The sequence below is a fragment of the Roseibium sp. LAB1 genome, from assembly GCF_054658235.1.
Genome location: NZ_BAAGIB010000002.1, coordinates 241,099 through 265,900, shown reverse-complemented (window position 1 = coordinate 265,900; position 24,802 = coordinate 241,099). Strand labels below are relative to the sequence as shown.

Annotated in this window: 22 protein-coding genes and 1 pseudogene; 14 read left to right on the top strand and 9 right to left on the bottom strand. The window is 59.8% G+C overall.

The genetic code is table 11. From position 1 onward, the window contains the following. Positions 1–20 precede the first annotated feature (20 nt). Positions 21–1,550 (bottom strand): ABC transporter substrate-binding protein, encoded by a 1,530-nt coding sequence (locus tag ACYQ54_RS11205; protein ID WP_460082159.1) that lies wholly within the window; start codon positions 1,548–1,550, stop codon positions 21–23. Positions 1,551–1,600: 50 nt separating this feature from the next. Next, positions 1,601–3,160: a phytoene desaturase family protein gene (locus ACYQ54_RS11200; RefSeq protein ID WP_460084757.1), complete on the bottom strand. Its 1,560-nt coding sequence runs from the start codon at positions 3,158–3,160 to the stop codon at positions 1,601–1,603. Between the two features lie 119 nt (positions 3,161–3,279). Here ACYQ54_RS11200 and ACYQ54_RS11195 point away from each other — a divergent pair, with 119 nt between their 5' ends. From ACYQ54_RS11195 to ACYQ54_RS11175, 5 genes are all read left to right on the top strand, one after another. Continuing rightward, entirely contained in the window at positions 3,280–4,071 is a 792-nt protein-coding gene (locus tag ACYQ54_RS11195) for a cyclase family protein (RefSeq protein WP_460082158.1), read from the top strand. 11 nt (positions 4,072–4,082) lie between these two features. Beyond that, entirely contained in the window at positions 4,083–5,639 is a 1,557-nt protein-coding gene (locus tag ACYQ54_RS11190) for a phytoene desaturase family protein (protein WP_460082157.1), read from the top strand. After that, positions 5,636–6,130, top strand: a complete 495-nt coding sequence (locus tag ACYQ54_RS11185; protein ID WP_460082154.1) for a MarR family winged helix-turn-helix transcriptional regulator — start codon at positions 5,636–5,638, stop codon at positions 6,128–6,130. The genes ACYQ54_RS11190 and ACYQ54_RS11185 overlap by 4 nt, the downstream gene beginning before the upstream one ends. Positions 6,131–6,417: 287 nt before the next feature. Beyond that, a complete protein-coding gene (locus ACYQ54_RS11180) occupies positions 6,418–8,568 on the top strand; it encodes a thiamine pyrophosphate-dependent enzyme (protein ID WP_460082152.1) in 2,151 nt (716 codons plus the stop codon). Beyond that, positions 8,568–10,118: an indolepyruvate oxidoreductase subunit beta family protein gene (locus ACYQ54_RS11175; RefSeq protein WP_460082150.1), complete on the top strand. Its 1,551-nt coding sequence runs from the start codon at positions 8,568–8,570 to the stop codon at positions 10,116–10,118. Before ACYQ54_RS11180 ends, ACYQ54_RS11175 begins: the two co-directional genes overlap by 1 nt. Before the next feature lie 333 nt (positions 10,119–10,451). On the opposite strand, the gene ACYQ54_RS11170 is transcribed toward ACYQ54_RS11175, so the two are convergent. Further along, on the bottom strand, positions 10,452–11,585 hold the full coding sequence (locus tag ACYQ54_RS11170) for an aminotransferase class V-fold PLP-dependent enzyme (protein WP_460082147.1): 1,134 nt from the start codon (positions 11,583–11,585) through the stop codon (positions 10,452–10,454). 243 nt (positions 11,586–11,828) lie between these two features. Between ACYQ54_RS11170 and ACYQ54_RS11165 the strand changes: the two genes are divergently transcribed. The 7 genes from ACYQ54_RS11165 (at position 11,829) to ACYQ54_RS11135 (ending at position 18,279) form a co-directional block, all read left to right on the top strand. Next, positions 11,829–12,536: a GntR family transcriptional regulator gene (locus ACYQ54_RS11165; protein WP_460082145.1), complete on the top strand. Its 708-nt coding sequence runs from the start codon at positions 11,829–11,831 to the stop codon at positions 12,534–12,536. A gap of 33 nt (positions 12,537–12,569) precedes the next feature. Further along, positions 12,570–13,658 (top strand): cupin domain-containing protein, encoded by a 1,089-nt coding sequence (locus ACYQ54_RS11160; RefSeq protein ID WP_460082144.1) that lies wholly within the window; start codon positions 12,570–12,572, stop codon positions 13,656–13,658. Between the two features lie 74 nt (positions 13,659–13,732). Continuing rightward, positions 13,733–14,935, top strand: coding sequence for an ABC transporter substrate-binding protein (locus ACYQ54_RS11155; RefSeq protein ID WP_460082143.1), 1,203 nt, complete (start codon positions 13,733–13,735; stop codon positions 14,933–14,935). Positions 14,936–14,952: 17 nt separating this feature from the next. Further along, complete coding sequence (locus ACYQ54_RS11150) at positions 14,953–15,726, top strand: ABC transporter ATP-binding protein (RefSeq protein WP_460082141.1); 774 nt, start codon at positions 14,953–14,955, stop codon at positions 15,724–15,726. Then, the gene (locus tag ACYQ54_RS11145) at positions 15,723–16,442 is read left to right on the top strand and encodes an ABC transporter ATP-binding protein (protein WP_460082139.1); all 720 of its coding nucleotides are present in this window, start codon (positions 15,723–15,725) and stop codon (positions 16,440–16,442) included. Before ACYQ54_RS11150 ends, ACYQ54_RS11145 begins: the two co-directional genes overlap by 4 nt. Further along, entirely contained in the window at positions 16,439–17,329 is an 891-nt protein-coding gene (locus ACYQ54_RS11140; protein ID WP_460082138.1) for a branched-chain amino acid ABC transporter permease, read from the top strand. Before ACYQ54_RS11145 ends, ACYQ54_RS11140 begins: the two co-directional genes overlap by 4 nt. Beyond that, a complete protein-coding gene (locus tag ACYQ54_RS11135) occupies positions 17,329–18,279 on the top strand; it encodes a branched-chain amino acid ABC transporter permease (RefSeq protein WP_460082136.1) in 951 nt (316 codons plus the stop codon). The genes ACYQ54_RS11140 and ACYQ54_RS11135 overlap by 1 nt, the downstream gene beginning before the upstream one ends. 13 nt (positions 18,280–18,292) lie before the next feature. Here ACYQ54_RS11135 and ACYQ54_RS11130 read toward each other — a convergent pair whose 3' ends face one another. Beyond that, a complete protein-coding gene (locus ACYQ54_RS11130; protein WP_460082134.1) occupies positions 18,293–18,751 on the bottom strand; it encodes an Lrp/AsnC family transcriptional regulator in 459 nt (152 codons plus the stop codon). A gap of 113 nt (positions 18,752–18,864) precedes the next feature. On the opposite strand from ACYQ54_RS11130, the gene ACYQ54_RS11125 reads away from it, so the two are divergent. Continuing rightward, on the top strand, positions 18,865–20,067 hold the full coding sequence (locus tag ACYQ54_RS11125; RefSeq protein ID WP_460082132.1) for a methionine gamma-lyase: 1,203 nt from the start codon (positions 18,865–18,867) through the stop codon (positions 20,065–20,067). A 257-nt stretch (positions 20,068–20,324) separates the two neighbouring features. On the opposite strand, the gene ACYQ54_RS11120 is transcribed toward ACYQ54_RS11125, so the two are convergent. Continuing rightward, complete coding sequence (locus tag ACYQ54_RS11120) at positions 20,325–20,795, bottom strand: Lrp/AsnC family transcriptional regulator (protein ID WP_460082129.1); 471 nt, start codon at positions 20,793–20,795, stop codon at positions 20,325–20,327. A gap of 122 nt (positions 20,796–20,917) precedes the next feature. Between ACYQ54_RS11120 and ACYQ54_RS11115 the strand changes: the two are divergent. Continuing rightward, positions 20,918–21,178: pseudogene (locus tag ACYQ54_RS11115) on the top strand (transketolase); the annotation flags it as partial. 652 nt (positions 21,179–21,830) lie between these two features. Here ACYQ54_RS11115 and ACYQ54_RS11110 read toward each other — a convergent pair. From ACYQ54_RS11110 to urtE, 4 genes are all read right to left on the bottom strand, one after another. After that, the gene (locus tag ACYQ54_RS11110; RefSeq protein ID WP_460082126.1) at positions 21,831–22,124 is read right to left on the bottom strand and encodes a hypothetical protein; all 294 of its coding nucleotides are present in this window, start codon (positions 22,122–22,124) and stop codon (positions 21,831–21,833) included. A 235-nt stretch (positions 22,125–22,359) separates the two neighbouring features. Further along, positions 22,360–22,734 carry an FmdB family zinc ribbon protein gene (locus tag ACYQ54_RS11105; RefSeq protein ID WP_460082123.1) on the bottom strand — a complete coding sequence of 125 codons (375 nt, stop codon included), beginning with the start codon at positions 22,732–22,734 and terminating at the stop codon, positions 22,360–22,362. A gap of 83 nt (positions 22,735–22,817) precedes the next feature. Further along, entirely contained in the window at positions 22,818–24,047 is a 1,230-nt protein-coding gene (gene fmdA, locus ACYQ54_RS11100; RefSeq protein WP_460082121.1) for a formamidase, read from the bottom strand. Between the two features lie 58 nt (positions 24,048–24,105). Further along, positions 24,106–24,795: an urea ABC transporter ATP-binding subunit UrtE gene (gene urtE, locus ACYQ54_RS11095; protein WP_460082118.1), complete on the bottom strand. Its 690-nt coding sequence runs from the start codon at positions 24,793–24,795 to the stop codon at positions 24,106–24,108. Positions 24,796–24,802 lie beyond the last annotated feature (7 nt).

Here is a 24,802-nt window from a genome sequence, read left to right as displayed (position 1 = left end):
GGTTCGGAATTCCGGATTTTTTAAGAGCGCGTCATCAGGGCAGGCAGCAGCGCGCCGGAGGCATGCGGCGTGACCTTGACCTTGTCGCTGTGCAGGATCGGCTGAACGTACTGCAGCAACGGAATGACCAGGGCGTTGTCTGCGATGTAGCGGTCGACGTCCTTCCAGCCTGCGATGCGCTTGTCCTCGTCGGCTTCGCCCCACAGCGGCAGGATCTTCTGCATCAGCTCTTCGCCATCCCACACGGAATGCGGCGAGGGGCCAAACATGGCAAAGCCTGTCGAGGTGGTCGGGTCGCCGATGGCATTGCCCCAGTTATAGAAGGCTGCCGGGGCCAGCGTATCCGCCGCGCGCAATTCGTAGTGCTTGGCGATCTCGTAGACTTCGATTTCCGCCTCGATGCCGATCTTGCGCCACAGGCCGACGATAGCCTGGATAATTTCATAATCCTTTGGCTTGAAGCCGCGTGTGGTCTGGATCTTGAACTTTACCGGATTGTCCGGGCCATAGCCGGAAGCCGCCAGCAGTTCCTTTGCCTTGTCAGGATCGTACGGAACGGTGATGGAGGCATCATAGGCGGTGTAGTCGGGTGTCTGCAGCGTGTCGATGGGAACGCCGTAGCCCGACAGAAGCCGCTCGATGATGGTTTTCTTGTCAATGGCATAGGCCATGGCCTTGCGCACGTTTTCGTCCAGCATCGGATCGACATCGTTGATGAAGATCATGCCGATATCGGAGATCGGTGCTGCGGTGCCGACGATGCCGTCGTTTTCCTTCAGCCGGTCGAATTCCTCGTAAGGCATCTCCAGCGTGACATGGGCATTTCCGGACATCACTTCGAATGTGCGGCTGGAGGCGTCGGTGACGAACTTGATCGTGACCGTCTTGAACTCCGGTGCGCCGCCCCAGTAGTTCTCGTTGGCTTTCAGCCGGACGAAGGCGTTGCGTTCGAACTTGTCGACCATGTAGGGCCCGGTTCCGATCGGCTTGGCCTCGAAGCCGTCCGCGCCGACTTCCTCATAGTATTTCTTCGGCATGACGTAGCCGGTCAGGAAGCTCATCCATTTGAAGATGGTCGGCTCGTATTCCTTGACGTCAGCAGTGATCTTGTTGCCGTCGATCTGGAAGTTGCCGATCTTGCCCCAGATGAACTGGATCGGGTTGCCGGTGTCCGGATTGCCCGCGCGTTCCAGTGACCAGACGATGTCTTCCGGTGTCAGCGGATCGCCGTTGTGCCAGGTGACGCCTTCGCGCACATCCATCCAGATTTTCGATTTGTCGTCGTTCCAGCCCCAACCGGTGATGATGCCCGGTGCAAAGCTGAGGTCCGTGTTCTGATGAATGAACATGTCGAACACGGACTGATAGATGCCCTGGATGGTCGGGTTGACCGCCGACGGGCCGACCGTCGGATCCCAGCTCGGCAGGTTGACGTTGTAGGCAATCACCAGCTCTTCGATGTCGCTGGCAAAGGCGGCGGGTGTCCCGACGGCTGTCAGCAATCCGCTGGCGGCCGCACTTTTAAGAAGTGTGCGTCTTGAAACTCTCATGGTTACTGTTCCCCATTTTACCTCTGGTGCCGGTGCGCTTGTTTTTGTCGCTATCCGGCAAGTTTTTGTGCGAGCAGATATCCTGGCCCTGCGCCGGTTCCCGCACCCGGCCAGACGGCTGCGCCGGTGTGGTAAAGATTTCCAACCGGTGTGGTGCCGTCAGCAAAGCCGCGAACGGGCCTGAACATGAAATGCTGGGTCAGATGATGGCTTCCGCAGACCTGGTCTCCTCCGACCAGGTTGGGATTGTCCGCCTCCAGCAGGGCGGGCGATACGATATGACGGCCGAGGATCTTGGCTCTCGTGCCGGGGGCATAACATTCCAGAATGTCGAGTGCGCGTTCGGCGAAGGGCTCCGCCGCCTGGGCCCAGTCGGTGACTGTGATCTTGCCGGCGGCGTCACCCTTGATTGTGCCGGGCGCCATGCGCACCTGAAGCCAGAGAACATGCTTGCCTTCCGGTGCCCGGCTGGGGTCGACGACGGTTGGCTGACCGCAGACGATCACCGGCTCGTCCGGCAACAGGCCAGCCTGAGCCTGGGCATAGGTGCGGGCCATCTGGTCGAGATCCGGAGCCATGTGAACATAGGCAAACTTTTTCAGCTCTTCGCCTGCGGTCCAGTCGGGCAGGGCGTCCATGGCAAGATGGATCATCATCGTGCCCGGTGCATGTGCTGATTTCTTCAGGCCGAGGTCATACCGTGCATTTCCGGTCTCGCCGGTAAGTTTCAGCAGGGCAGACGGGGCAACATTGGCGATGACGGCCTTGCGCGCCATGACCTGTCGACCATCCTTGAGCTCAATGCCGCGTGCCTGTCCGTTTTCGACAATGACGCGCGTCACCTCTGCGTTGCAGGTCACCGAGCCGCCGGCCGCTTCGATCTGCGAAATCATCGCCTTGACGATCGTGTCAGCGCCGCCCTGACCCAGAACCATGCCGAACGCCTGGTTCGCCATGCCTTCCAGGTAGGGAAACAGCGCACCGCCTGAAATGTCGGGTGCAAAGTCGAGATGCATGCCCCAGGCAGCAAGAAGTGCACGCACCTTCGGCGATGTGAAGGTTGTGTTCAGCCAGTCGCGCGGGGAGGACAGCAGGAACCGACCGAGATCCAGCACGCCGTCAGAACCGCTTTTGCGCCACTCCCTGAATAATATATATGCAAATGCACGTTTTTTTGCCGGACTGCCCAGCAGAGCGAACAATGTCTCCGCGCGGCCGGGGAAATCCGACGTCAGTGACCGCCAGACATGCGCGTCTTCCGGGCAGATATCTTCGATTCGCGACGCTGTCGTTTCCAGATCGTTGCTGACGCCAAGCCAGGTGCCGTCCGGAAAAACGGAGGAGAAACAATCGGATGCAGGTGCGAAGGCAAGGCCGTGGCGACCCAGTTCTTCAGCGTATTCCTTGAAGAACGCGGAGCCGGCAAACAGGGACAGGTTCATGGCTGCCCAGTCATGGCGGAAGCCTGGAAGAGTATATTCCCCGGTTTTGACAGCGCCCCCGGGCTCTTCCGCGCGCTCGAATACGCCGATTTTCCATCCCTGGGCGGCAAGATGAACGGCGCAGGCCAGGCTGTTATGCCCGCTTCCTATGATAATGCCGTCCAACATCTCGGTCACGATAATCCCCTCCATCGTTCGCAGAAGATAATTGCAAATACAAATAAATCTGTCTAGCATTGAATTGTGATAACGAGCCGACAGGCCACAGAGGTACAGAGGGAACGAATATGTCTGCAGAGAGCGCGCTCAGCGGGCTTGGAGCAAAACTCCTGTCCGGAGAAGTGGAAGTGGTGGATTGCACGGGCGTTCTGGGTCCGGATACGCCGATCATCCAGCTTCCGCCCGATTTCGCGAAGAACACGCCGAAGGTCGAGATCCACAAGATCAGCGAATATGATTCCGATGGACCGTTCTTCGCCTGGAACTGGATGGTTCTGGGAGAACACTCCGGTACGCACTTCGATGCGCCGCATCACTGGATTACCGGCAAGGATTACAGTGACGGCTTCACCGATACGCTGGACGTGCAGCGTCTGGTCGCGCCGGTCAACGTGATCGATTGTTCCAGGGAGAGCGAGGCGAACCCGGATTTCCTGCTGACCGCGGATCTCATCAAGGCCTGGGAAGCAGAGCATGGCGAGATCGGTGCCGGTGAGTGGGTGGTGATGCGCACCGACTGGGACAAGCGCGCCGATGACGAGGCTGCGTTCCTCAATGCCGACGAGACCGGCCCCCACAGCCCCGGGCCGACCCCGGATGCCATCGAATACCTTTTGTCGAAGAAGATTGTCGGCTGGGGCAGCCAGTGCATCGGAACCGATGCCGGTCAGGCCGGCGGCATGGAGCCGCCGTTCCCCGCGCATAACCTGCTGCACCGTGACAACTGCTTCGGTCTGGCTTCGCTTGCCAATCTCGACAAGCTTCCGGCCAAGGGTGCGATCCTGATCGCCGCTCCGCTTAAGATCGAGCGCGGCACGGGCAGCCCGATCCGCGCGTTGGCTCTGGTTCCGAAAGCCTGAGGCAGCTTGGGATGGCCGCTCCGCATGTCATCATCGGCTCCGGTATAAATGCTCTTGTCGCGGCAGCTCTGCTGTCGCGCAAGGGAGAGCCGGTGCTTCTTCTGGAACGCTCTGACGTCCTTGGTGGCTGCATGCGTACCGAGGAGATCACGTTGCCGGGCTTCCGGCACGATGTGATGGCGGCCACCTTTGTCCTCTTTCTGACCTCGCCTGCGTATGCGGAGCTGGCGGAAGATCTTGGCCGTCATGGCCTCGACTTCTGCCACACGCCGCATCCGACCGCTGTTCTGCGGCCGGGGGGAGAGGTTGCGAGGCTTACGATGGACCGGGCGGCCAATGTGGCCGCGTTCGAGGAACTTGCAGCCGAAGACGGCAAGCAGCATGCCGCTGATGTCGGCGGCATCGAGGCTGATGCGGAGTTTCTGTTCGCCCTGTTGGGCAGTCCGCTCTGGTCCGGTAAGATGGCGCGCCTGATGGTAAGCCAGGCCTGGAAACGGGGTCTTGGCGGTCTGAAAGCCTGGATCGGTGCCGGTCTCCAGCCGGCGCGGGGCTGGCTGGAAGGAAATTATCAGAGCGAGACTCTGCAGGCGCTCTGGGCGCCCTGGGTTCTGCATACGGGGTTGACGCCGGAAAGCACCTATTCAGGCCAGATGGGCCGGGTCATCGCATTTGCGCTGGAAGCTGCCGGCGCACCGGTGGCAAAGGGTGGTTCGAGTTCCGTTCCGGAAGCGTTCAGGAAACTGATCGAGTCCAAGGGTGGCCAGATCCGCACCGGTGTCGATGTCGAGCGTGTCCTTGTGAAGGACGGCAAGGCTGTCGGCGTGGAAACGGCGAGCGGGGAAACCATCAAGGCGCGGTCGGTAATTGCCTCCGTTACGCCGACACAACTTTACCAACGGCTTTTGAAACAGGAAGCGCTTCCCGAAGCGACGCAGAAATACCGCTACGGCCGGGGCAATTTCCAGCTTCACTATGCTCTGGACGGTGATCCGGAGTGGAATGCAGAAGGTCTGGAAGATGTTGCGCTGATCCACTTGGCAGACGGCATCGACAGTGTGTCCAAATCCGCCAACGAGGCGGAGCGCGGCCTTTTGCCGGAAGTTCCGACGATCTGCGTCGGCCAGCCGCATCGTCTCGACCCCTCACGTGCACCGGAAGGTAAGGGCATTCTGTGGCTTCAGGTTCCTGATGCTCCGCGCAAGATCAAGGGCGATGCCGCCGGCAAGATCGAAACGCAAGTCGACTGGAGCGAAGCCGTGCGCGAAGCCTTTGCCGACCGGCTGGAAGAGATCCTCAAGCGGCATATCCGCAACTTTGATGAGATCAAGCTGGCCCGGCGCGCCTATTCGCCGGCTGATCTCAATGACCTGAATATCAACCTGGTTGGGGGCGATCCCTACGGCGGGGCCTGCAGCATCGATCAGTTTTTCATCTGGCGCCCCTTTACCCATTCCGTTAATAGCGCCACCCAAATCCGGAACTTGCACATGATCGGCGCTTCGACCCATCCGGGGCCGGGGCTCGGCGGCGGGTCCGGCTACAATCTGGCGAAATGGATGGGTGCATGAGCAACGAGGATCAGACGGACGTCGTCACGGAAGAAGCACGCGTTCAGCGGCTTGGCGAGATCGGACTGGAGAATTTTCCACCCTATCTGATGAACCGCATCATGGGCCGCTACAACGCCGCACTGCGCGAGGAAATGGCCAACCTGGGCCTGACGACACCAAAGATGCGTACGCTGGCCGTGCTGTCCGTGATCGACGGACTGCTGATCCGGGAACTTGCCATTTACGCGGTTGTTGAAGTGTCGACGCTCAGCCGGGCGCTGGATGCGCTTGAGCGGGACGGACTGGTCCGCCGGGTTGCGGACAAGGACGACAGCCGGGCCATCCGCATTCATCTGACGTCCAAGGGGCGCGATACCCATGAGCAGCTCTGGCCGCATCTGGCCAGTGCATACCGGCAGATGTTCAAGGGCATCAGCGATGCAGACCAGCGGGCCTTCGTCGCTACGCTGCAGGCAATTTTGAAGAACGTGCGCAAGCACCCGATATGAGTTGATCGCCTATACCAGAGAGAGTTGATTATGACCCATCTGACCGGTTTTGGCGGCTTCTCGGCTAGGCGCGCGTCGCAGGGTGATGTGGAGCATCGGACAAGACGTGCAACGCGGCCCGAGGTGCTGCCAAAACCGGCCTCCGGTGGGTCATTTTCGCCCGCCGGACTTCGTTGCACCACTTGTCCGGTCATCCAGACCGGCCGGCGCGTTGCGCCGCGCCGGCAAACGGAAGTGGCCCATCAGATGGGTCATAATCAAAACTCTTTGGTATTAGGGAGGGGCCGATGGCCGAAAGGTCGTTCAAGGCTGAGGTAGAGCATCTTCGCAAGGGAACAGGTGATACCTTCACGGGTGAAGGTATTCTGGCTATCACGAAGGCGCTTCTGGAAAACGGTGTCGGCTATGTCGGCGGTTATCAGGGCGCGCCGATCTCTCACCTCATGGATGTTCTGGCAGATGCCGAGGACCTGCTGGGTGAACTTGGCATCCGTTTCGAGGCCAACGCGTCTGAAGCTGCCGCGGCCGCCATGCTGGCCGCCTCCGTGCATTATCCCATTCGCGGCGCCGTCACTTTCAAGGGCTCGGTCGGCGTCAATGTCGCCTCGGATGCCCTGGCCAATCTGGCGTCTTCCGGCGTCAATGGCGGCGCGCTTGTCATTGTCGGCGAGGATTACGGCGAAGGCAGCTCCATCATGCAGGAGCGCTCCTACGCCTTTGCCATGAAATCGCAGTTCTGGTTGCTCGATCCTCGGCCCAACCTGACGTCGATCGTCAAATCCGTCGGGGATGGCTTCGCCCTGTCGGAGGCCAGCAATTCGCCGGTCATGCTGATGGTGCGTATCCGCTCCTGCCACGTTACCGGCCAGTTCGAGACCCGGGACAATGTTCCGCCGCCGCTTTCCGTGCGCGATGCGCTCTCCAGTCCGATGCGCGACTTCAAGCGCGTCGTTCTGCCGCCCATGTCCTATGCCCATGAGCATGACAAGATCAATAATCGCTGGCCGGCAGCCGAAAAATTCATTCTGGAGAACCGCCTGAACGAACATTTCGGACCGGAAGAGGGCAAGGTCGGCATCGTCTGCCTTGGTGGCATCTATAACAGCGTCATTCGCGCTCTGCAGCGGCTTGGTCTCGCCGATATCAGCGGCAACACCTCGATCCCGCTTCATGTGCTCAACGTCACCTATCCGCTGGTGAAATCCGAACTGCTTGAATTCTGCGCCGGCAAGGAAGCCGTGTTGATGGTCGAGGAAGGTCAGCCGGAGTTCATCGAGCAGCAGCTCGGAGCAATGCTCTACAAGGAAGGCCGGACGACAAAACTGGAAGGCAAGGGAATTTTCCCGCGTGCGGGTGAATACACCGGCCAGATCATGCTCGACGGCCTTGATACCTTCGTCCGCCAGTATGCGCCGGAGCTGCTGCCGGGCAAGGTTCTGGCCCCGAACGCGCCGAAGCCGGAGCTTCCGGATCTCGCGAAAACCGTGCCTATCCGCCCGCCAGGGTTCTGCACGGGATGTCCGGAACGTCCGATCTTTGCCTCGTTGAAGATGGTGGAACAGGAAGTCGGCCAGCATCAGATCACCGGCGACATCGGTTGCCACCTGTTTGCCTGCCTGCCACCTTTCGAGATCGGCGGGTCGACCATGGGTTATGGTCTCGGGCCTGCCTCGAACGCAGCCTTCGATGGCGGTGGCGAAAGACGGGCGATTTCGATCATCGGCGATGGCGGCTTCTGGCACAACGGCCTCAGCACCTCGATCGGCAACATGGTGTTCAACAAGTCCGACAGTGTCGCGATCATCGTCGACAACTATTATTCGGCAGCGACCGGTGGACAGGATATTCCCTCCAGCCGGGCGCAGAACAAGACCAAGTCGACCAACAACCCCATCACCAAGGCGTTGCAGGGGGCAGGGGTCAAATGGATCCGGCAGATTGACCGGACCTATGATGTTACCCGGATGCGCGAAACCATCCGCGAGGCGCTGACGACCGAATATGACGGTCCGAAGGTGATCGTCGCGTCGTCCGAGTGCATGCTCAACCGCCAGCGCCGGGAAAAGCCCCAGCGCAACAAGGCAATTGCAGGCGGAGAACGGGTCGAGATACCTCGCTTCGGGGTCGATCAGGATGTGTGCACTGGCGATCACGCCTGCATTCGTCTGTCCGGATGTCCGTCGTTGTCCCTTAAGAAGCTGGACGATCCGCTGCGTGACGATCCTGTGGCCCATATCGACCAGTCGTGTGTCGGGTGCGGCAACTGCGGCGAAGTTGCCGACGCGGCCATACTGTGTCCGTCCTTCTATGAAGCCAAGGTGGTTCATAATCCGACCGGGTTCGAGGCCTGGCTTGCCGGCCTGCGGACAAAGACCATTACCTGGCTGCAGACACGGCGGACCGGCTCCCGCCTGACCTTTACCGGGGAGGGCGCGTGATGTCGCTTGCATTGCCTCTGGATGCCAGACCGGCCGATCCGGCACTGGCAGGAATCATCAAGCTCGCCATCATGGCCGTCGGCGGCCAGGGCGGTGGTGTTCTGACAAACTGGATCGAGAGCCTCGCCAGATCGCAGGGCTACCATTGCCAGGCAACGAGCGTGGCCGGCGTCGCTCAGAGAACCGGAGCGACCATCTATTACATGGAGATGGCACCGGGAGATGTCGCCGCTCCTGTCTTCTCGCTCGCACCATCCGCGGGTGATGTCGATATCATTATTGCGGCGGAAATGATGGAGGCGGGCCGCGCGATCATTCGCGGCTTCGTGACCCCCGATCGGACAACGCTCATCGCCTCGACGCACCGCATGCTTGCTGTTTCCGAAAAGACGGTGCCGGGCGATGGCATGGCCTCTTCGGAAGAAGTGAAAGCGGCGGCGGAACTGGCCGCGCAAAAGCTCGTCCTGGCCGATATGGACACGGCAGCCCTGAAAGTCGGCTCTGTGATCTCCGCCTCCCTTTTCGGTGCTTTGGCCGGTTCAGGTGCCTTGCCTTTCGAGCGGGCTGCGTTCGAAGAAGCGATCCGCGCGGGCGGCAAGGGTGTGGAGGCAAGCCTCAGGGCATTCGCTGCCGGTTACGATCTGGCGAAAAACGGCGAAGAGCTAAAGGTTGAGGCCTCCAAACCCGCAAGGCAGGAAATTGTGAGGCCGGCCGGGCCGGACATGGCCCAGAAGGCGTGGGCGTCGCTGGAAGCCAAGGTAGCGGCCTTGCCGGAGCCCGTTCGCGAGATGGCACGGGCAGGACTGCAGAAAGTCGTCGATTTCCAGGACACGGATTACGGTGCGGAATATATCGGCCGGCTGGAAAGTCTCGTCAGCCGGGATAGCGCCGAGAAAGAGTACGAACTCTCTCGCGAGGCCGCAAAATATATAGCCAACGCCATGGCATATGACGACGTGATCCGGGTTGCTGATCTGAAGACGCGTCCGCAGCGTTTCGATCGAATCGAGTCTGAAATGAAGGTCAAGGACGGCAAGCTGTTGCATCTGACCGACTATCTCCACCCGCGTGCGGAAGAAATCGTCGGCCTTCTGCCGGAGAAGATGGGCCGCAGGATGGAAAGCGATCCGGCGTGGATGAAACGGATAGACCGCTGGTTCAACCGTGGCCGTCGTATCCGCACCGACAGCCTGCGCGGCTTTGCAATGCTGTACTTCCTGGGTGGTTTGCGCGGCTGGCGACGTCGGACCCTGCGCCATCGGATGGAACAGGACCATATGGATAGCTGGCTGAAAATGGTGTCAGGCTATCTGCCGGACCGCTACGCCATGGCCGTCGAGGTACTGAAGTGCCACCGGCTGATCAAGGGGTATTCCGATACCCATGCCAGAGGCCTGTCGAAATTCGACAAGGTGCTGGCTGGCGCAAGGTTGGTGGAAAGCAGGGAGGACGGACCGGAATGGGTCGCTCGCCTGCGCGAGGCCGCCCTGAAGGACGAGAAAGGTACTGATCTCGACGGGGCGTTGAAGACGGTCGAGAGCTTCGTGTGAGCGGGTTCCGGCATCCCCCGTCGATTGTCACCCCGGGCGAGCATAGCGAGGCCCGGGGCCTACACATTTCCGGCGTGTCTGGGCTTCAAGGCCGGTTCTCGGGAGATTGATGACGAAGCTGGCCGGTCGTTTCCTCAGTCTTTTCCGATCAGGCGGGGTGTACAGTCCATCCTTCGAGACAGCGTTTCGCGCTTCCTCAGGATGAGGTTGGAACAAGTTTATGATTCAGAGAGGCAACGTTCGGCGCCTCGGCACCGCCCCCTCATCCTGAGGAGGGCCAAAAGGCCCGTCTCGAAGGATGGGCCGCTTGTTCCGGCAAAACTGCTTCCCGATTTACCCTGTCAGGGCTGTCCGCAGTTCCGTCACCACTTCGCGCGTGGCGTCTTCCGTCGTCTGGATGCCGGGAGACAGCCGAAGGGTCGCACCGCGGGTATCGGCGGAAATGCCGGCATTTCGCAGGTGGTTCAGAACCTGGGTGGCCTGGTCTGCGGAGGCAAGGCCGAACATCAGGCTGCCACCGCGCTCTTCCGCCGCGCGGGGTGTAAGAAGTTTGAGGCCGAGTGCGTCGGCTCCTTCGATCAGAATACCGCATAGATGCCGGTTGCTGTTCAATATGGCGTCCCTGTCGGCGCTTGCATGCCATTTGAGTGCGGGAACGGAAGCTGCCGCAGGCATGATCGACGGGGTGCCGTTGTCGAAGCGGCGAATGTCCGGAGCATATTCGAAGGCGTCGATATCCCAGTTAAACGGATTGTCCTGGCTGAACCAGCCGCACAACTCCGGCCTGCAATCCTGAATCAGGTCGGGATGAACGTAGAGGATGCCCGCGCCCGGCGTGCCGCACATCCATTTCAGGCTGGTTGAAACCACAAAATCCACATTCGGTGCCTCGACTGAATAGGGCAGGAGGCCGGCTGCCTGGGTGATGTCGACGCCGATGATGCTGCCCATCGCGCGGCCATGAGCGACAAGGCTATCCAGGTTGGAACGACGGGAAGTAGTTGAGCTGACCCAGGTGATCAGGCAGAGAGCGACATCGCGGTCCCACTCGGCAATCATGTCTTCGTCGGCAACGAAATTAGCGCCCTGACGGGCCCGCACGGTCACCAGCTCGAAGCCGAGCCGTTCCTGCAGGCGGGTCAGAAGAAAGTGGTTGGACGGGAAACAATCCGCGGCCACCAGTACCTTGCGGCCACGCAAGAGGCCGTCAGGCAACGATCGCATCACCATGTCGACGCCCTGGGTGACATTCTCGCAAGTGGTTGCGGAACCTTCAGGAGCGCCGATGATCGCGCGCCAGTGGTCGATGAATTCTCCGCGCTTGCCGAGCAGATACGGCCATTGCTGATCGTCCGGGGCACTCCAGACGGCGGCAAGCTCTGCCATCGCAGTGCTCAATCCGGCTTGCTTGCCGGGATACTGGCCGATGGAGTGATAGAGGAAGTAGCCGTCTTCCCTGGTCGTCATGCGGTCCCCCGAAATATCGTTTCTGTCGGTCAATCAAGGTGCCGAAACAGATCCGTTTCTGCATCAAACACGCTATTGACCGTCACAGGAATATTCGTATACAGTTTTTGAGATAGTTCAAGCTTAAAGGACTTTTCAGATGTCTGAAAAAGGGTTGAAAGCGGTAATGCTTCAAATTGGCTTGAATTTTTCTGTATACGATTTTCTGTTGCTGACAGGCAGTGCAGCGAAGGAGGCGGGCAGGTGACTGATGGAAAATCGTCTGCCTCTGCGTCCGCTGCACAAAGCACCAGCGGACAGATTCACGACCTGCTCATGGGGCGCATCCAGCGTGGGGAGCTTGGTCAGGATGTCCGGCTTGTTGACACCGCCGTTGCTGCCGAATTTGGGGTGTCCCGCATGCCGGCGCGCGACGCGTTGATGCGGCTTGCCCATGAAGGTTATCTCGAGCCGACAACGCGCGGCTTCGTGCTGCCGCGTCTCGATCATCAGGAAATTCTGGAAATTTTCGACCTGCGACGTCTTCTGGAGCCAAGGGCAGCCGCCATGGCGGCGCTAAGCCTGTCGCAAGACGAATTGAAGGGGCTGGACGACATCCTGACGGATGCGCGTACAGCCATGGCCGCTGGTGATACCGAACGGTTGCACCGGGCCTGCGAGATATTCCGCAACAGCTGGATTGCGGCGGTGCCGAACGCTTCGCTGCGCAAGGCGCTGCAGCGCTACATGACCCAGGTTCAGGCCGTGCGGCTGATGACCTTTGCAGATCAGGTCAATCATCCGTTGATCGTTGCCGGCAACACCCAGCTTTACCAGGCTTTCTGCCGCCGGGATGCGGTCGCTGCCAGCGACAGGATCCTGCGGTTCGTTTTCGAAGGGGAGGCCGCCTACCTCGCTGCACATGAGGGCGGGCGACATCAGAACACAATAACCTCCGCGCAGGCAGGCTGACGTGTGGGGCACAAGGGAGCGATGGACAGGAACATGACGGAGACCCGCGCGGAAGTCAGACTACCGACCCAGGACCTTTCGAAGGACCTGCCGTTTTTCACCAAGAAGCTGAACATGCGGCTGGACATGATCTATCCGGCCGACAGCCCGGAAATTGCGGTTTTCTCGGGTCACGGCCTGCGCGTGCGGGTGGAAAAGGGGGCGGATGAAGCTCCGGGAACCTTGCGCATCCTGACCGATGATCCTGATGGATTTGCCGACGGCGAGCGCCTTCTGGTTTCGCCGAGTGGGACGCGCGTCGAGATTGACGAACTCAATCCGCCGCTGATTATGCCGCAGACCGAGCATGCCTTCGTGGTGCGCCGTCTGGCGGACCAGGCCCCCTGGGTGATCGGCCGGGCAGGCATGTCCTACCGGGATCTCGTGCCCACGCGTCTTGGCGGGGCCATGATCGCTTCGCACATCCGGGTGCCGGACGGGCCGGTGCCGGACATGGTGCACTTCCACAAGGTCGGTTTTCAGCTGATCTTCTGCGTTCACGGCTGGGTCGACGTTCTCTATGAAGACCAGGGAGGCATGCGCCGCCTGCGGGCTGGTGACTGTTTCATCCAGCCTCCGGAAATCCGGCACCGGGTGATGCATGCAGCCGATGGTATCGAGGTGATCGAGATCGGCGTTCCTGCCGAGCACATCACCGAGATCGATCACGAGATGACCTTGCCGACACCCCATGAGCGGCCGGACAGGGAATGGCAGGGGCAGAAATTCGTACACAGCCTGGCAAAGGACGGTGTCTTCAGGCCGTTCCGCATTCCGGGTTTTGAAGCACGCGACACCACTATCTGTGACAACACCAAAGGTGTGGCATCTGTTATGGTGGCTCGGCCGTCCGGGGAGGCATCTCCCTGGACGTGCCATGACTGCGATATTCTATTCAACTTTGTGCTGGCAGGCGAAATGACCCTGGAGGGCGAAGGCAAAGATCCTTACCGCCTGTCTGCCGGAGACGCCTTCGTGATCCCGCCGAACATGGCGACGCGATACACGGATGCAACTGCCGACCTGGAACTGCTGGAAGTCAGCTTGCCGGGCCGGTTTGAAACAGAGGTTCTGCACGACTGACAAGATAAAGCCTGTCGAGGAGGAAAGAACAGGCTGTGCAGGATTTCAAGGTCAAGCAATGAGGGGATGACAGCATGAGAAAGTTGACGACAATTGTGGCCGCGGCAGCACTGCTGGGCACAGGAACTGCCGCATTGGCGGATGACACCAAGATCGGCATTCTGATGGACATCACGGGTCCGATCGCCAATTTCATTCCGCCGCTTCAGAACGCGGCCGATCTCGCGGTCAAGCAGGTGAACGAACAGGGTGGCTTGCTCGGCGGCACCGCTGTTGCCGTTTATGGTGACACCACCGGCACCGCCCAGGGCGCGGTCGACGCTGCCCAGAAGCTCGTGAACGTGGAAAACGTGCCGATCATCATGGGCTCGCTCATGTCCGGCACCACCATCGCCGCAGCGGAAGCCGCGATTATTCCGGCAGGTGTGCCGCAGATCTCGCCGACGGCAACATCGCCGGCCATGACTTTCCTGGAAGACAATGGCCTGGTGTTCCGCATCGTGCCCTCCGACAACTATCAGGGTGAGATCCTCGCCAAGATGGTGATGGACGAAGGCATCAAGAAAGTCGCGCTCACCTTCGTCAACAACGACTATGGCGTCGGCATCGGCGAAACCTTCATCGACGCCTACACGGAAGCCGGCGGCGAGATCGTTGCCGAGGCTAAGCACGAGGAAAAGAAGGACTCCTACCGATCCGAACTTGCAAGCCTTGCCAAGGACGATGCCGAAGCACTGGTTGTAATCGCCTATGCAGGTGACAGTGGCGGCAAGATCGTCCGTCAGGCGATCGAAGGCGGTCTCTTCACCAAGTTCATCGGTACGGACGGTCTTCGCGACGAACTTCTGATCCAGAACGTCGGCGCTGATGCGCTGAAGACTTCGTTCTTCTCTTCCCCGACCTCTCCGGCGGAAAACCCGGCCCAGAAGTCGCTGCATGACGCCTTCAATGCCGAATATGGCGAAGGGGCCGACAAGGCATTCGTCGATCAGACCTACGATGCGACCTTCCTGGCGCTGCTCGCGGTTGAAAAGGCCGGATCGACTGACCGGGCCAAGATTGCCGAAGCCCTGAAGGAAGTCGCGATGGCTCCGGGCGAAAAAGTCGGACCGGGTGAATGGGCAAAGGCGATTGCGCTCATCAAGGAAGGCAAGGACATCGATTATGACGGCGCCAGCGGCTCCGCAGAGTTCGATGAAAACGGCGATGTCGGCGGTTATATTGGCAAGTTCGTCGTCGACGGCGACGGCTATAAACAAGTCGAAATCGTCGAATAAGCCGACAAGGCGACAGCGTGATTGAGCTGGAAAAAATCTGCGTCGATTTTGGTGGTTTGCGGGCCATTGACCAAGCAAGCTTCAAGATCGACGCAGGCCGCATTACCGGCCTGATCGGGCCGAACGGTGCGGGAAAAACAACCGCCTTCAACGTCATCGCAGGTGCAATCCGGCCGAGTGCCGGCCGGGTGCTGCTGGACGGGAAGGACATAACTGCGCTCAAACCCCATCAGCGGGCCAAGGCAGGTCTCGCACGCACCTTCCAGATACCCCATGAATTCGGGCATCTCTCCGTCCTGGAAAACCTGATGGCTTCCGCCTCGGCACCAGAAGGCGAGAATGTCTTCAACGTGATTTTCCGGCGCGGGCACTATCAGGCGGAGGAGCGTCAGATCTATGAGACGGCGCGCGATACCGTTCACCTTCTGGAACTGGACCATGTCATCGACGAAAAGGCCGGCAACCTTTCAGGGGGCCAGAAGAAGCTGGTGGAACTCGGCCGTGCGCTGATGCGCAATCCGAAGATCATCCTGCTGGACGAGATTGGGGCAGGCATCAATCGGACGCTTCTGTCCAAGCTGGCCGACAAGATCCTGATGCTCAACCGGGAGCGGGGCCTGACGTTCTGCCTGATCGAGCACGATCTCGATTACGTTTCCAAGCTGTGCGACCACGTGCTTGTCATGGCGCAGGGCACGCTACTGACGGAAGGCACGGTCAACGAGGTGCGCAACGACGAAAGGGTGATCGAAGCCTATTTCGGCGGCGGCAAATATGAGGCGCAGCTATGACCGAAAGACTTGCCGTGACAGGTGTGAGCGCCGGCTATGGCGGCCCGCCGATCATCGAGGATGTGTCGCTGACGGTAGAGCCGGGCGAAATCGCCGTCATTCTCGGGCCGAACGGAGCGGGAAAATCGACGTTGCTGAAGACTATTTTTGCCCTCACGTCGGTGTCTGCGGGCTCCATCAAGCTGGGTGACAGGGAGCTTTCGGGCTGCAAGACATCGGCGCTGGTTCCGCTTGGAGTGTCGGCCGTGCCTCAGACGAAAAACGTCTTTGCGTCCATGACCGTAGACGAAAACCTTGATGTTGGAACCTATGCAGCTCCACCAAAGGATAAAGCGGCAACGCGCGAGCGCGTGCTCTCGTTGTTCCCGGATCTGAGGGACAAGTTGAAACAGCCTGCGGGAGAGCTTTCAGGCGGGCAGCGACAGATGGTGGCCATGGGGCGCGCCCTGATGAGCGATCCGAAGCTGGTGCTTCTGGACGAACCGACTGCCGGGCTGTCGCCTGCCTATCTGGAGCGGATCTTCGACCTGCTTCTCGACATCCGCAAAACCGGGATCACGATATTGATGGTGGAACAGAATGCCCGCCAGGCCCTGCAGATTGCCAACCATGGCCATATCCTGGTGAACGGGCGGAACTATGCCAGCGGCACCGGCAAGGAACTGCTTGCCGATGAAGACGTCCGGCGCCTCTTTCTCGGGGGGGCGGCTGCATGATCGAATTTGTGAATTTCTATCTGTTTCCGGCTCTTGCCATCGGCAGCATTTACGCTCTTGGCGCGGTCGGCATCTCCATGATCTTCGGTATTCTGCGGTTTGCCCATTTCGCCCATGGCGATCTGATGACCCTGGGGACCTATGGCGTGCTGGCCATGGCGGCCATCGTACCGGTCAATCCGTTGCTGCTGATCCCATTCGGCGTGGCGTTGACCATTGTGTCCGCGCTGCTGGTCGATCGCTACTTCTACAAGCCGTTGCGCGAGTTGCCGACCATCTACACGGTGATTTCGTCCTTCGGCATAGCGCTGGTTTTCCGTTCGATCGTTCAACTGGTCTGGGGATCGCAGAACCAGGTATTTTCAACCGGCGTCAAACCGCCCTTGGTCCTGTTCGACACATTCCGGGTATCTGTCCTGCATCTGCAGGCGGTGATCTCAACCGCGATCATTGCCGTGCTGCTGCATTACTTCCTGACCGTGACCAGAACCGGCCGGTCGATGCGGGCGGTTGCCGACGATCCGGAACTGGCGGAAGTGTCCGGCCTCGACACGGCCAAGGTCATTCGCTGGACCTGGATCATCGGCGCGGCTCTGGCGGCAATTGCCGGAACCTTTGCAGCACTCAATACCAGTGCCCACCCCAATCTGGGCTGGAACCTGCTGATGCCGATGTTCGCCGCCGCCATTCTGGGTGGGATCGGCAAGCCGATGGGCGCCATGGCAGGTGGTTTCATCATCGGCCTGGCCGAGGAATTGTCCTCCTATCACTGGATCGGTGACGATGCCCTCATTTCACCGTCCTACAAGACGGCGGTCGCTTTCGTCCTGATGATCGGTCTGCTCATCTTCCGGCCCCAGGGTCTCTTCAAGGGGAGGTTGCTCTGATGGAACTCACCGGTCTCTTTTTCTATGCCGTCAGCCTTCTGATCCTGGGCGGGATCTATGCGATCCTGTGCCTTGCCCTGAATGTGCAATGGGGCATGGGCGGGCTCTTCAATGCCGGTATCGCCGGGTTCTATGGTGTAGGCGCTTATACCTCTGCGATCCTGACAACGGCTGCCTCATCCAAGCATCTCGGTGGCTTCGGTCTGCCTGTGCCGATAGGGCTGATCGGGGCTGCGGTCCTCGCCGGACTGGCGGGGTGGGCGGTTGCCAAGATCTGCGTACGCCTCAAGAGCGACTATCTGGCAATGGCGTCTATCGGCATCGCGGAAATCCTGCGGCTTGTCATCGTCAACGAAAGCTGGCTCACCAACGGCAGCCTGGGTCTTTCACGCATTCCAAGACCGCTGGCGGATCTCACCACCGGGCGGATGGGCGATATCGTGTTTCTCGGCTTCATCTGGTTCGTGGTGCTTCTGGTCTATCTGGCGGCTTCGCGTTTGCACGACAGCCCCTGGGGCCGCAGCCTGCGCGCAATCCGTGACAACGAGGCATCTGCGGCTGCGGCCGGCAAGAATGTCGAGAAGTTCCGGATCCAGACCTTCGTCATCGGCTGTGCCATCATGGGGATCGCAGGTGGCCTGTCGGCGCACTATTTCCGGTTCCTGTCACCAACGGCAACCGATCCGCTGCTGGTGACCTTCCTGGTCTGGGTGATGCTGATGGCCGGTGGCTCCGGCAACAACAAGGGTGCGATCCTCGGGGCCTTGACCATCTGGACGCTGTGGTCGGTGACGGAGATCTTCACAAACCGCCTGCCACCGGAATGGGCGACCCGTAGCTCCTTCATCCGCATGTTGCTGGTAGGCCTGCTTCTGCAAGTGGTGCTGCAGCGCTTCCGGTCCGGGCTGTTGCCGGAAAAATCGCCTCCGGTGAAGTTCCGGCAGGAATAGGCAAAGGGCCCGGTCAGGCTAGCGGTGGAAACACTGCGGTCTTCTTGACGGTACCATAGACGAAACTGGTATCGATCGACGCAATGCCGCCGATCGGATGAATGCGATTGCGAATGAAGGTTTCGTAGGCTTCAAGGTCCGACACCACCACGCGCAGTTGATAGTCCATGGCACCGGTCAGCACATGGCATTCCAGGACCTCCTCGATGGTCTGCATGCGGCTTTCGAACCGGCGCACATCCTCTTCGTTGTGCCGCTCCAGCCGGATGCGGACGAAAACCGTGATCGGCAATCCGTAGGCGGCGGCATCCACATCCACCGAAAACCCCTTGATTGCTCCCGAAGCTTCCAGATTACGCAGCCTTCGCAGACAGGGGGACGGCGACAGATTGACCGCCTCGGCCAGGTCCTGGTTGGTCATGCGGCCGTCCCGCTGCAGGGCGCGGATGATTTGTCTGTCTTTCCTGTCCATTTGGCGCTCTTTTGGCAGATAATGCTAATTTGAAAACTACCACTGACAGATTTTGAAATCTATTGCTCTTGAACTTGGATCATATTGCTCTGGCTGAAATCAGGGAGACAGCCATGAGTGCCTACAAGGGTTTTGCCAGCCGCGCGATCCACCTCGCTTACAATCCGCATGAAAACGAGGGGTCACTGACGCCGCCGCTGCATCTGACCTCCACTTTCGTATTCGAGACGGCAGAGGCCGGTGGCGAGATGTTTGCCGGCGAACGGGCAGGGCACATCTACAGCCGCATTTCCAACCCGACGCTGGATCTGCTGGAACGTCGCATCGCAGATCTGGAAGGGGCGGAAGCCGGTCTGGCCCTGTCTTCCGGCATGGGTGCGATCAGCGCGACCCTTTGGACGCTTGTTGCGCCTGGAGACGAGATCATTGTCGACGAGACCCTTTATGGATGCACCTTTGCTTTCATGCGCCACGGCCTGAGCAAATTCGGCATCAAGATCACCCATGTCGACCTGACCGACCCGGAAAACCTGCGCGGCGTCATTTCCGACAAGACCCGCGTCGTCTATTTCGAGACCCCGGCCAACCCGAACATGCGCCTTGTCGATATCCACCATGTTTCGGAAATCGCACATGAAGCGGGGGCAACAGTGGTTGTCGACAACACATACGCGACGCCTTACCTGACGCGTCCGGTCGAGCTTGGCGCTGACCTCGTCCTGCATTCGGCCACGAAATATCTCGGTGGTCATGGGGATGTCGTGGCGGGACTTGTTGCCGGCCGGGCCGAACAGATCCAGGAAATCCGCCTTGTCGGCATGAAGGACATGACCGGAGCGGTGATGGCCCCGTTCAGTGCCATGCTGATCCTGCGTGGCCTGAAGACGCTGGCCCTGCGCATGGACAGGCACTGTGCCTCGGCGCAGAAAATCGCCGAGTGGCTGGAAGCCCATCCTGCGGTATCAAAGGTCTATTTCCCGGGCCTTGAAAGCTACGAGCAGCACGAACTGGCGAACAGGCAGATGAGCCAGCCGGGTGGCATGATCGCCTTTGAGCTTAAAGGTGGTCTGGACGCCGGTATCTCCATGATGAATGGCCTGAAGATGATCCAGCGGGCCGTGTCCCTGGGCGATGCCGAAACACTGATCCAGCATCCGGCCTCCATGACCCATTCCACCTACACCCCGGAAGAACGCGCTGTCCATGGCATCAGCGACGGCCTCGTGCGCCTGTCCGTTGGGCTGGAAGATCTCGGCGACATTCTTGAAGATATGGCGCAGGCCATGCCGCAGGTTCCTGCGGCCGTTGCTGCCTGAGGGTGGCGCGAACCGCAGGCCAATCCCCACTCTTCAGTCTCTCCTCTCGTCCTCTCAACCTCATCCTGGGGAAGCGCGAAGCGCTGTCTCGAAGGATGGGCGGCATACTCAGAGCAAGAGGCCCATTCTTCGAGACGGGCCGTTGGCCCTCCTCAGGATGAGGGAGTCGGGGATGCGAAGGAATGGCGAAGGAGAGGGAGTGAGGGGGACGTGAGCTGAGGGCGTGAGCAAGTGACAGGGCCGGCAGCCGGCCCGGATCACGGCGTCCGCGCCACGCCGGATTTCACGCGCCGCAGTGGAATGGAGCTTTCGATATTGGCAACGCCCGGCACCTTGGTCAGCTTTCCGGTCAGGAACGTCTCGAAAGCCGCGAGACCGGTGGTCGCCACCCGCAGGAGATAGTCGCGATTGCCGGTCATCAGCCAACAGTCGACGACTTCCGGAAACGCCTGAATGGCGGCTTCGAACTGATCCAGTGTGACGTCGATCTGCTTGTCGAGCTGCACCGATACGAACACCGAAACCTCGTAACCAAGCTTTACCTCGTCGATCAGCGCGCAATATCCGGTCACGATGCCGCGTTCTTCAAGGTGCCGAAGACGGCGGGCAGCCGGCGTCGGGCTCAGGCCGATACGTTCGGAAAGATCTTGAATCGATATTCTGCCGTTCTGACGCAATTCTCGCAGGATCTGAATATCAAAAGTGTCGAGTGTGTCGGAAATCGCCAAAGAAAGCTCCTTTCTTGGTGAAACTCACCAAGACTTAACCGAAGAGCTTAGGAAATAGCAAGAAACCGGTTCTTGTCGGAAGCTAGAGTAACGGCAAGTACGCACTTAACGGGAACGCCTCAATGAGCACCGAACACCTGAAGACCATCGAACAGCGTTTGCTGTGGCTGTCGCACTGGATGATCCATCACGCCAATCATATCCGTCCCAAGGCGGACGGCATCAAGGTTGGCGGTCACCAGGCAAGTTCGGCTTCGATGGTGTCGATCATGACGGCGCTCTATTTCTCGGTGCTGAGGCCGGAAGACCGGGTGGCGGTCAAACCGCATGCCTCGCCGATCTTTCACGCGATCCAGTATCTGATGGGCAATCAGACCCGCGAACCTGAAGGTCGCAGGTTCAAATCCTGCTCCCGCAACCAAATTAAAAACCCCATCAGTAATCCTGGTGGGGTTTTTTGTGGCCTATTGGCGACGTGGATCATATGGAGGGGAAACTCCCCAAAAATTTTGGCAGGTTCACGGCACCCGCACACACTGATCACGGGCCGTTGTTTCGAGAGTCCCAGTGTCAGGGACCATCACGACCAGGCACTTGCCAATTGGTGGCTTATGGGCAGTGACGGCACGGAACGGATGCAGGGTACCAGCTACGCGCAGATTGCTGAAGATGGCCGCTTTGCCGCTTTTACCGGGTTCTTCTGATCTACGCGACACCATCGCAGACACTATCCGAACGCGACGTCTGGCTCTTAGACCGTCTCGCAGCCTTACGGTGTGACGTCGAAATGCTTCCCATCGGGTGAGCATTCGGGCCCCCTGCACGGCGGGGACCACAACAGTCTGGAAATCTGGGCCGGCATCGCCACGTTGCTGGCAGCGGCAAGCTACGCACTTGGGGCACTATTCATCCAGTGTATGAAACTCCCAAGCATGCTGGCAGTTTCTTTTGCCCAGCTTGTTCCTGCCAGCGTCTTGCTGGCAATTGGAGCAGCACTGTTCAGCGAAGCCGCTCCTGCCGAGCATTCAGTCAGGGTCATCCTCTTTCTGGCAGCTCTAGGTACGCTGAGTTCAGCCATTCCGGTCGCTTCATTTTTACCCTTGTGCCGATGGGAGGGGCGTCTTTTGCATCGCTTTCGACTTTCTCCATCCCGTTCGTCGCGGTCGGATTTGGAATATTGCTCTTGGGCGAGACGATTTCCATCGCAGCAATAATCGGCTTTGCGCTTGCTCTGGCTGGATCGTATCTGGTTTCCGCAAACCTCGGCTCGGCGAAGCGGGTAACAGCACCTGAACAGCCATTCCGACCAACGCCAGACAGCCGCGACAATCAGGATTTCCACGAATGACTGGTGAGGAGCGAGAGTTACCGCAGAAGGTGTCCAGACGAATGTCGGTGTAGGTCAGCTAACTTCCGGATCCGCAGGCGTCAGTCAGCAAAGCGCCCCCAAGCCGAAGGTGCAATCTCTCCCACTCCGTTCCTGAAAGCGGCCTGTTAGTGCCGCTGCAGCCAGGTCTTGGTCAATCCCGTCGCAAACCTGTTTTTGCGTCCGCACAAACCTGTGTCAGTGGCTGATCATCCAGGGACGCTTGCTGGGAAAGGTCTTGCTGCCATCGGCCTTGTAGACCGCGCTTGACCGGAAACTTCCCTTCGAACCCGAACAACAGGAGCAGCCCGATGGATGGCGCTTGCGGTTCTCCCGGCTCCTGTCCTCGCGATCCGACTTGGTGGAGAAGGCGGGATTGTGCCGGGACGTCTCGTTGCGCAGATGGGCAGCCCGGTCGCTGGGAGACAGTCCGGACATATGCGGCGCCTGCAGGATTGCGCGCGGGGCTTCCGCCTTGCAGATCGGGCATTCGATCGGATCCGCATGAGCGGACATCGGGCGGTTGGCGGAAAGGGGGCCGCAGGTAGCGCACAGATAATCGTATGTCGGCATGATTGATCCTGAAACACGGAGAGCCGGATTACCGGCGGAAAAGGTTCGAGACGGGCAGGGCCCGTCTCGTCGTCGCGGCCGGATCAGAGATCCGGGGCAAGTGGAACGTCGACGGAACCGTCGATGAAGGTTTTCGGGCCTTCCGCACCTGGCATCATGTCGAAGTCAAAGATGTCGGTCGGCAACCACAAGGTGGCGCAAGCATTTGGAATATCGACCACACCTGAAATATGTCCCTGCACAGGCGCCGTGCCCAGGATGGCGTAGGCCTGCGCGCCGGAGTATCCGAACTTCTTCATGTACTCGATGGCGTTGAGGCAGGCCATGCGATAGGCGATGTGCACGTCGAGGTAATGCTGGGTGCCGGCCTCATCAACCGAAATGCCCTCGAAGATCAGGTAGTCGTCATATTTCGGCGTGATCGGCGAGGGTTTGAAAATCGGGTTCTTGATGCCGTATTTCGCGACACCGCCCTTGATCAGGCTGACCCGGATGTGCAACCAGCCGGCCATTTCGATCGCGCCGCAGAAGGTGATCTCACCGTCTCCCTGGCTGAAATGCAGGTCGCCCATGGAGAGACCGGCACCGTCCACATAGACCGGGAAATAGATCTTCGACCCGCGTGACAGATCCTTGATATCGCAGTTGCCGCCATGCTCGCGCGGGGGAACGGTCCGCGCGCCTTCGGCAGCTGCCTGGTCCTTTGCATCGCCTTTCAGTTGTCCCATATGCGCCGACTGGGTGTTCGGCAGGGCGGCAAGTGCCGGAACGCGGTCGGGATCCGTATCGAATAATGATTTTTCGCGACTGTTCCACATGTCCAGCATCTTGCGGTCCGGCAGGCAGCCGATCAGGCCCGGGTGGATCAGGCCGGCATAGCTGACACCCGGCACGTGGCGGGAGCGGGTGAACATGCCTTCGATGTCCCAGATGGATTTCTGGGCCTCCGGGAAATGCTCCGTCAGGAACCCGCCGCCGTTCTGCTTGGAGAAGAAGCCGTTGAAGCCCCAGAGCATTTCTTCCTTGGCGCCGATGTCGAGAATATCGACGACCAGAAGATCGCCCGGCTCGGCTCCTTTGACACCGATCGGTCCGGAGAGGTAGTGAACCTGTTCCAGCTCGACATCGCGCACATCCGCAGCGTCGTCGTCATTCTTGATCTGCCCTCCGGTCCAGTCATAGGTCTCGATCTTGAAGTCGTCACCGGGCTCCACCCAGACCGCCATCGGAATATCGGGATGCCAGCGGTTGTGGACCTTTTCGTTGGTATGCGGCGACTCGCTCAAATCTACCGAAATCAGGGTATCTGCCATGGGGTTCTCCTCTGGATATGCACCTGGAATGCGTGCGCTGTTGAACTGGATGAGCTGGTTAGACGGACAGGAACGCCGAAACTTTTTCCTCATCGACGCTGGCCCGGGGTTCGTCGTGGACAAGGCGGCCGTTTTCCAGGACGAGTACCCGGTCGGCGACGTCGAGGGCGAAGGACAGAACCTGTTCCGACACAACGATGGAAAGCCCGCGCTCGTCGCGGATACGTTTCAGGACACGGCCCATCTCGCGAATGATCGACGGCTGGATGCCTTCGGTCGGTTCGTCCAGCAGAAGGACCTTCGGATTGGTCGCCAGCGCGCGGGCAATCGCCAATTGCTGTTGCTGACCGCCGGAAAGATTGCCGCCGCGGCGGCCCTTCATGTCGAGCAGGACAGGAAACAGCTCGTAGATGTCGCCGGGAACCTTGCTCCGGCCGCTGATCGTCAGTCCGGTCTCGATGTTTTCCTGCACCGTCATGGTCGGAAAGATCATCCGCCCCTGAGGGACATAGGCGATGCCCCTGGCGACGCGCTCGTAGCTCTTCATGGTGGTGATATCGACGCCGTCGACGGCGGCAGCGCCGTTGCTGGTGGGCACGATCCCCATCAGGGATTTCATCAGCGTGGTCTTTCCCATGCCGTTGCGGCCCATGATGGCGATGATCTCTCCCGGTGCGACCGTGAAGTCGAGGCCGTGAAGGACTTCGCTCTGGCCGTAGGCGACGTGATAATGTGTAACATTGAGCATGGTTGCC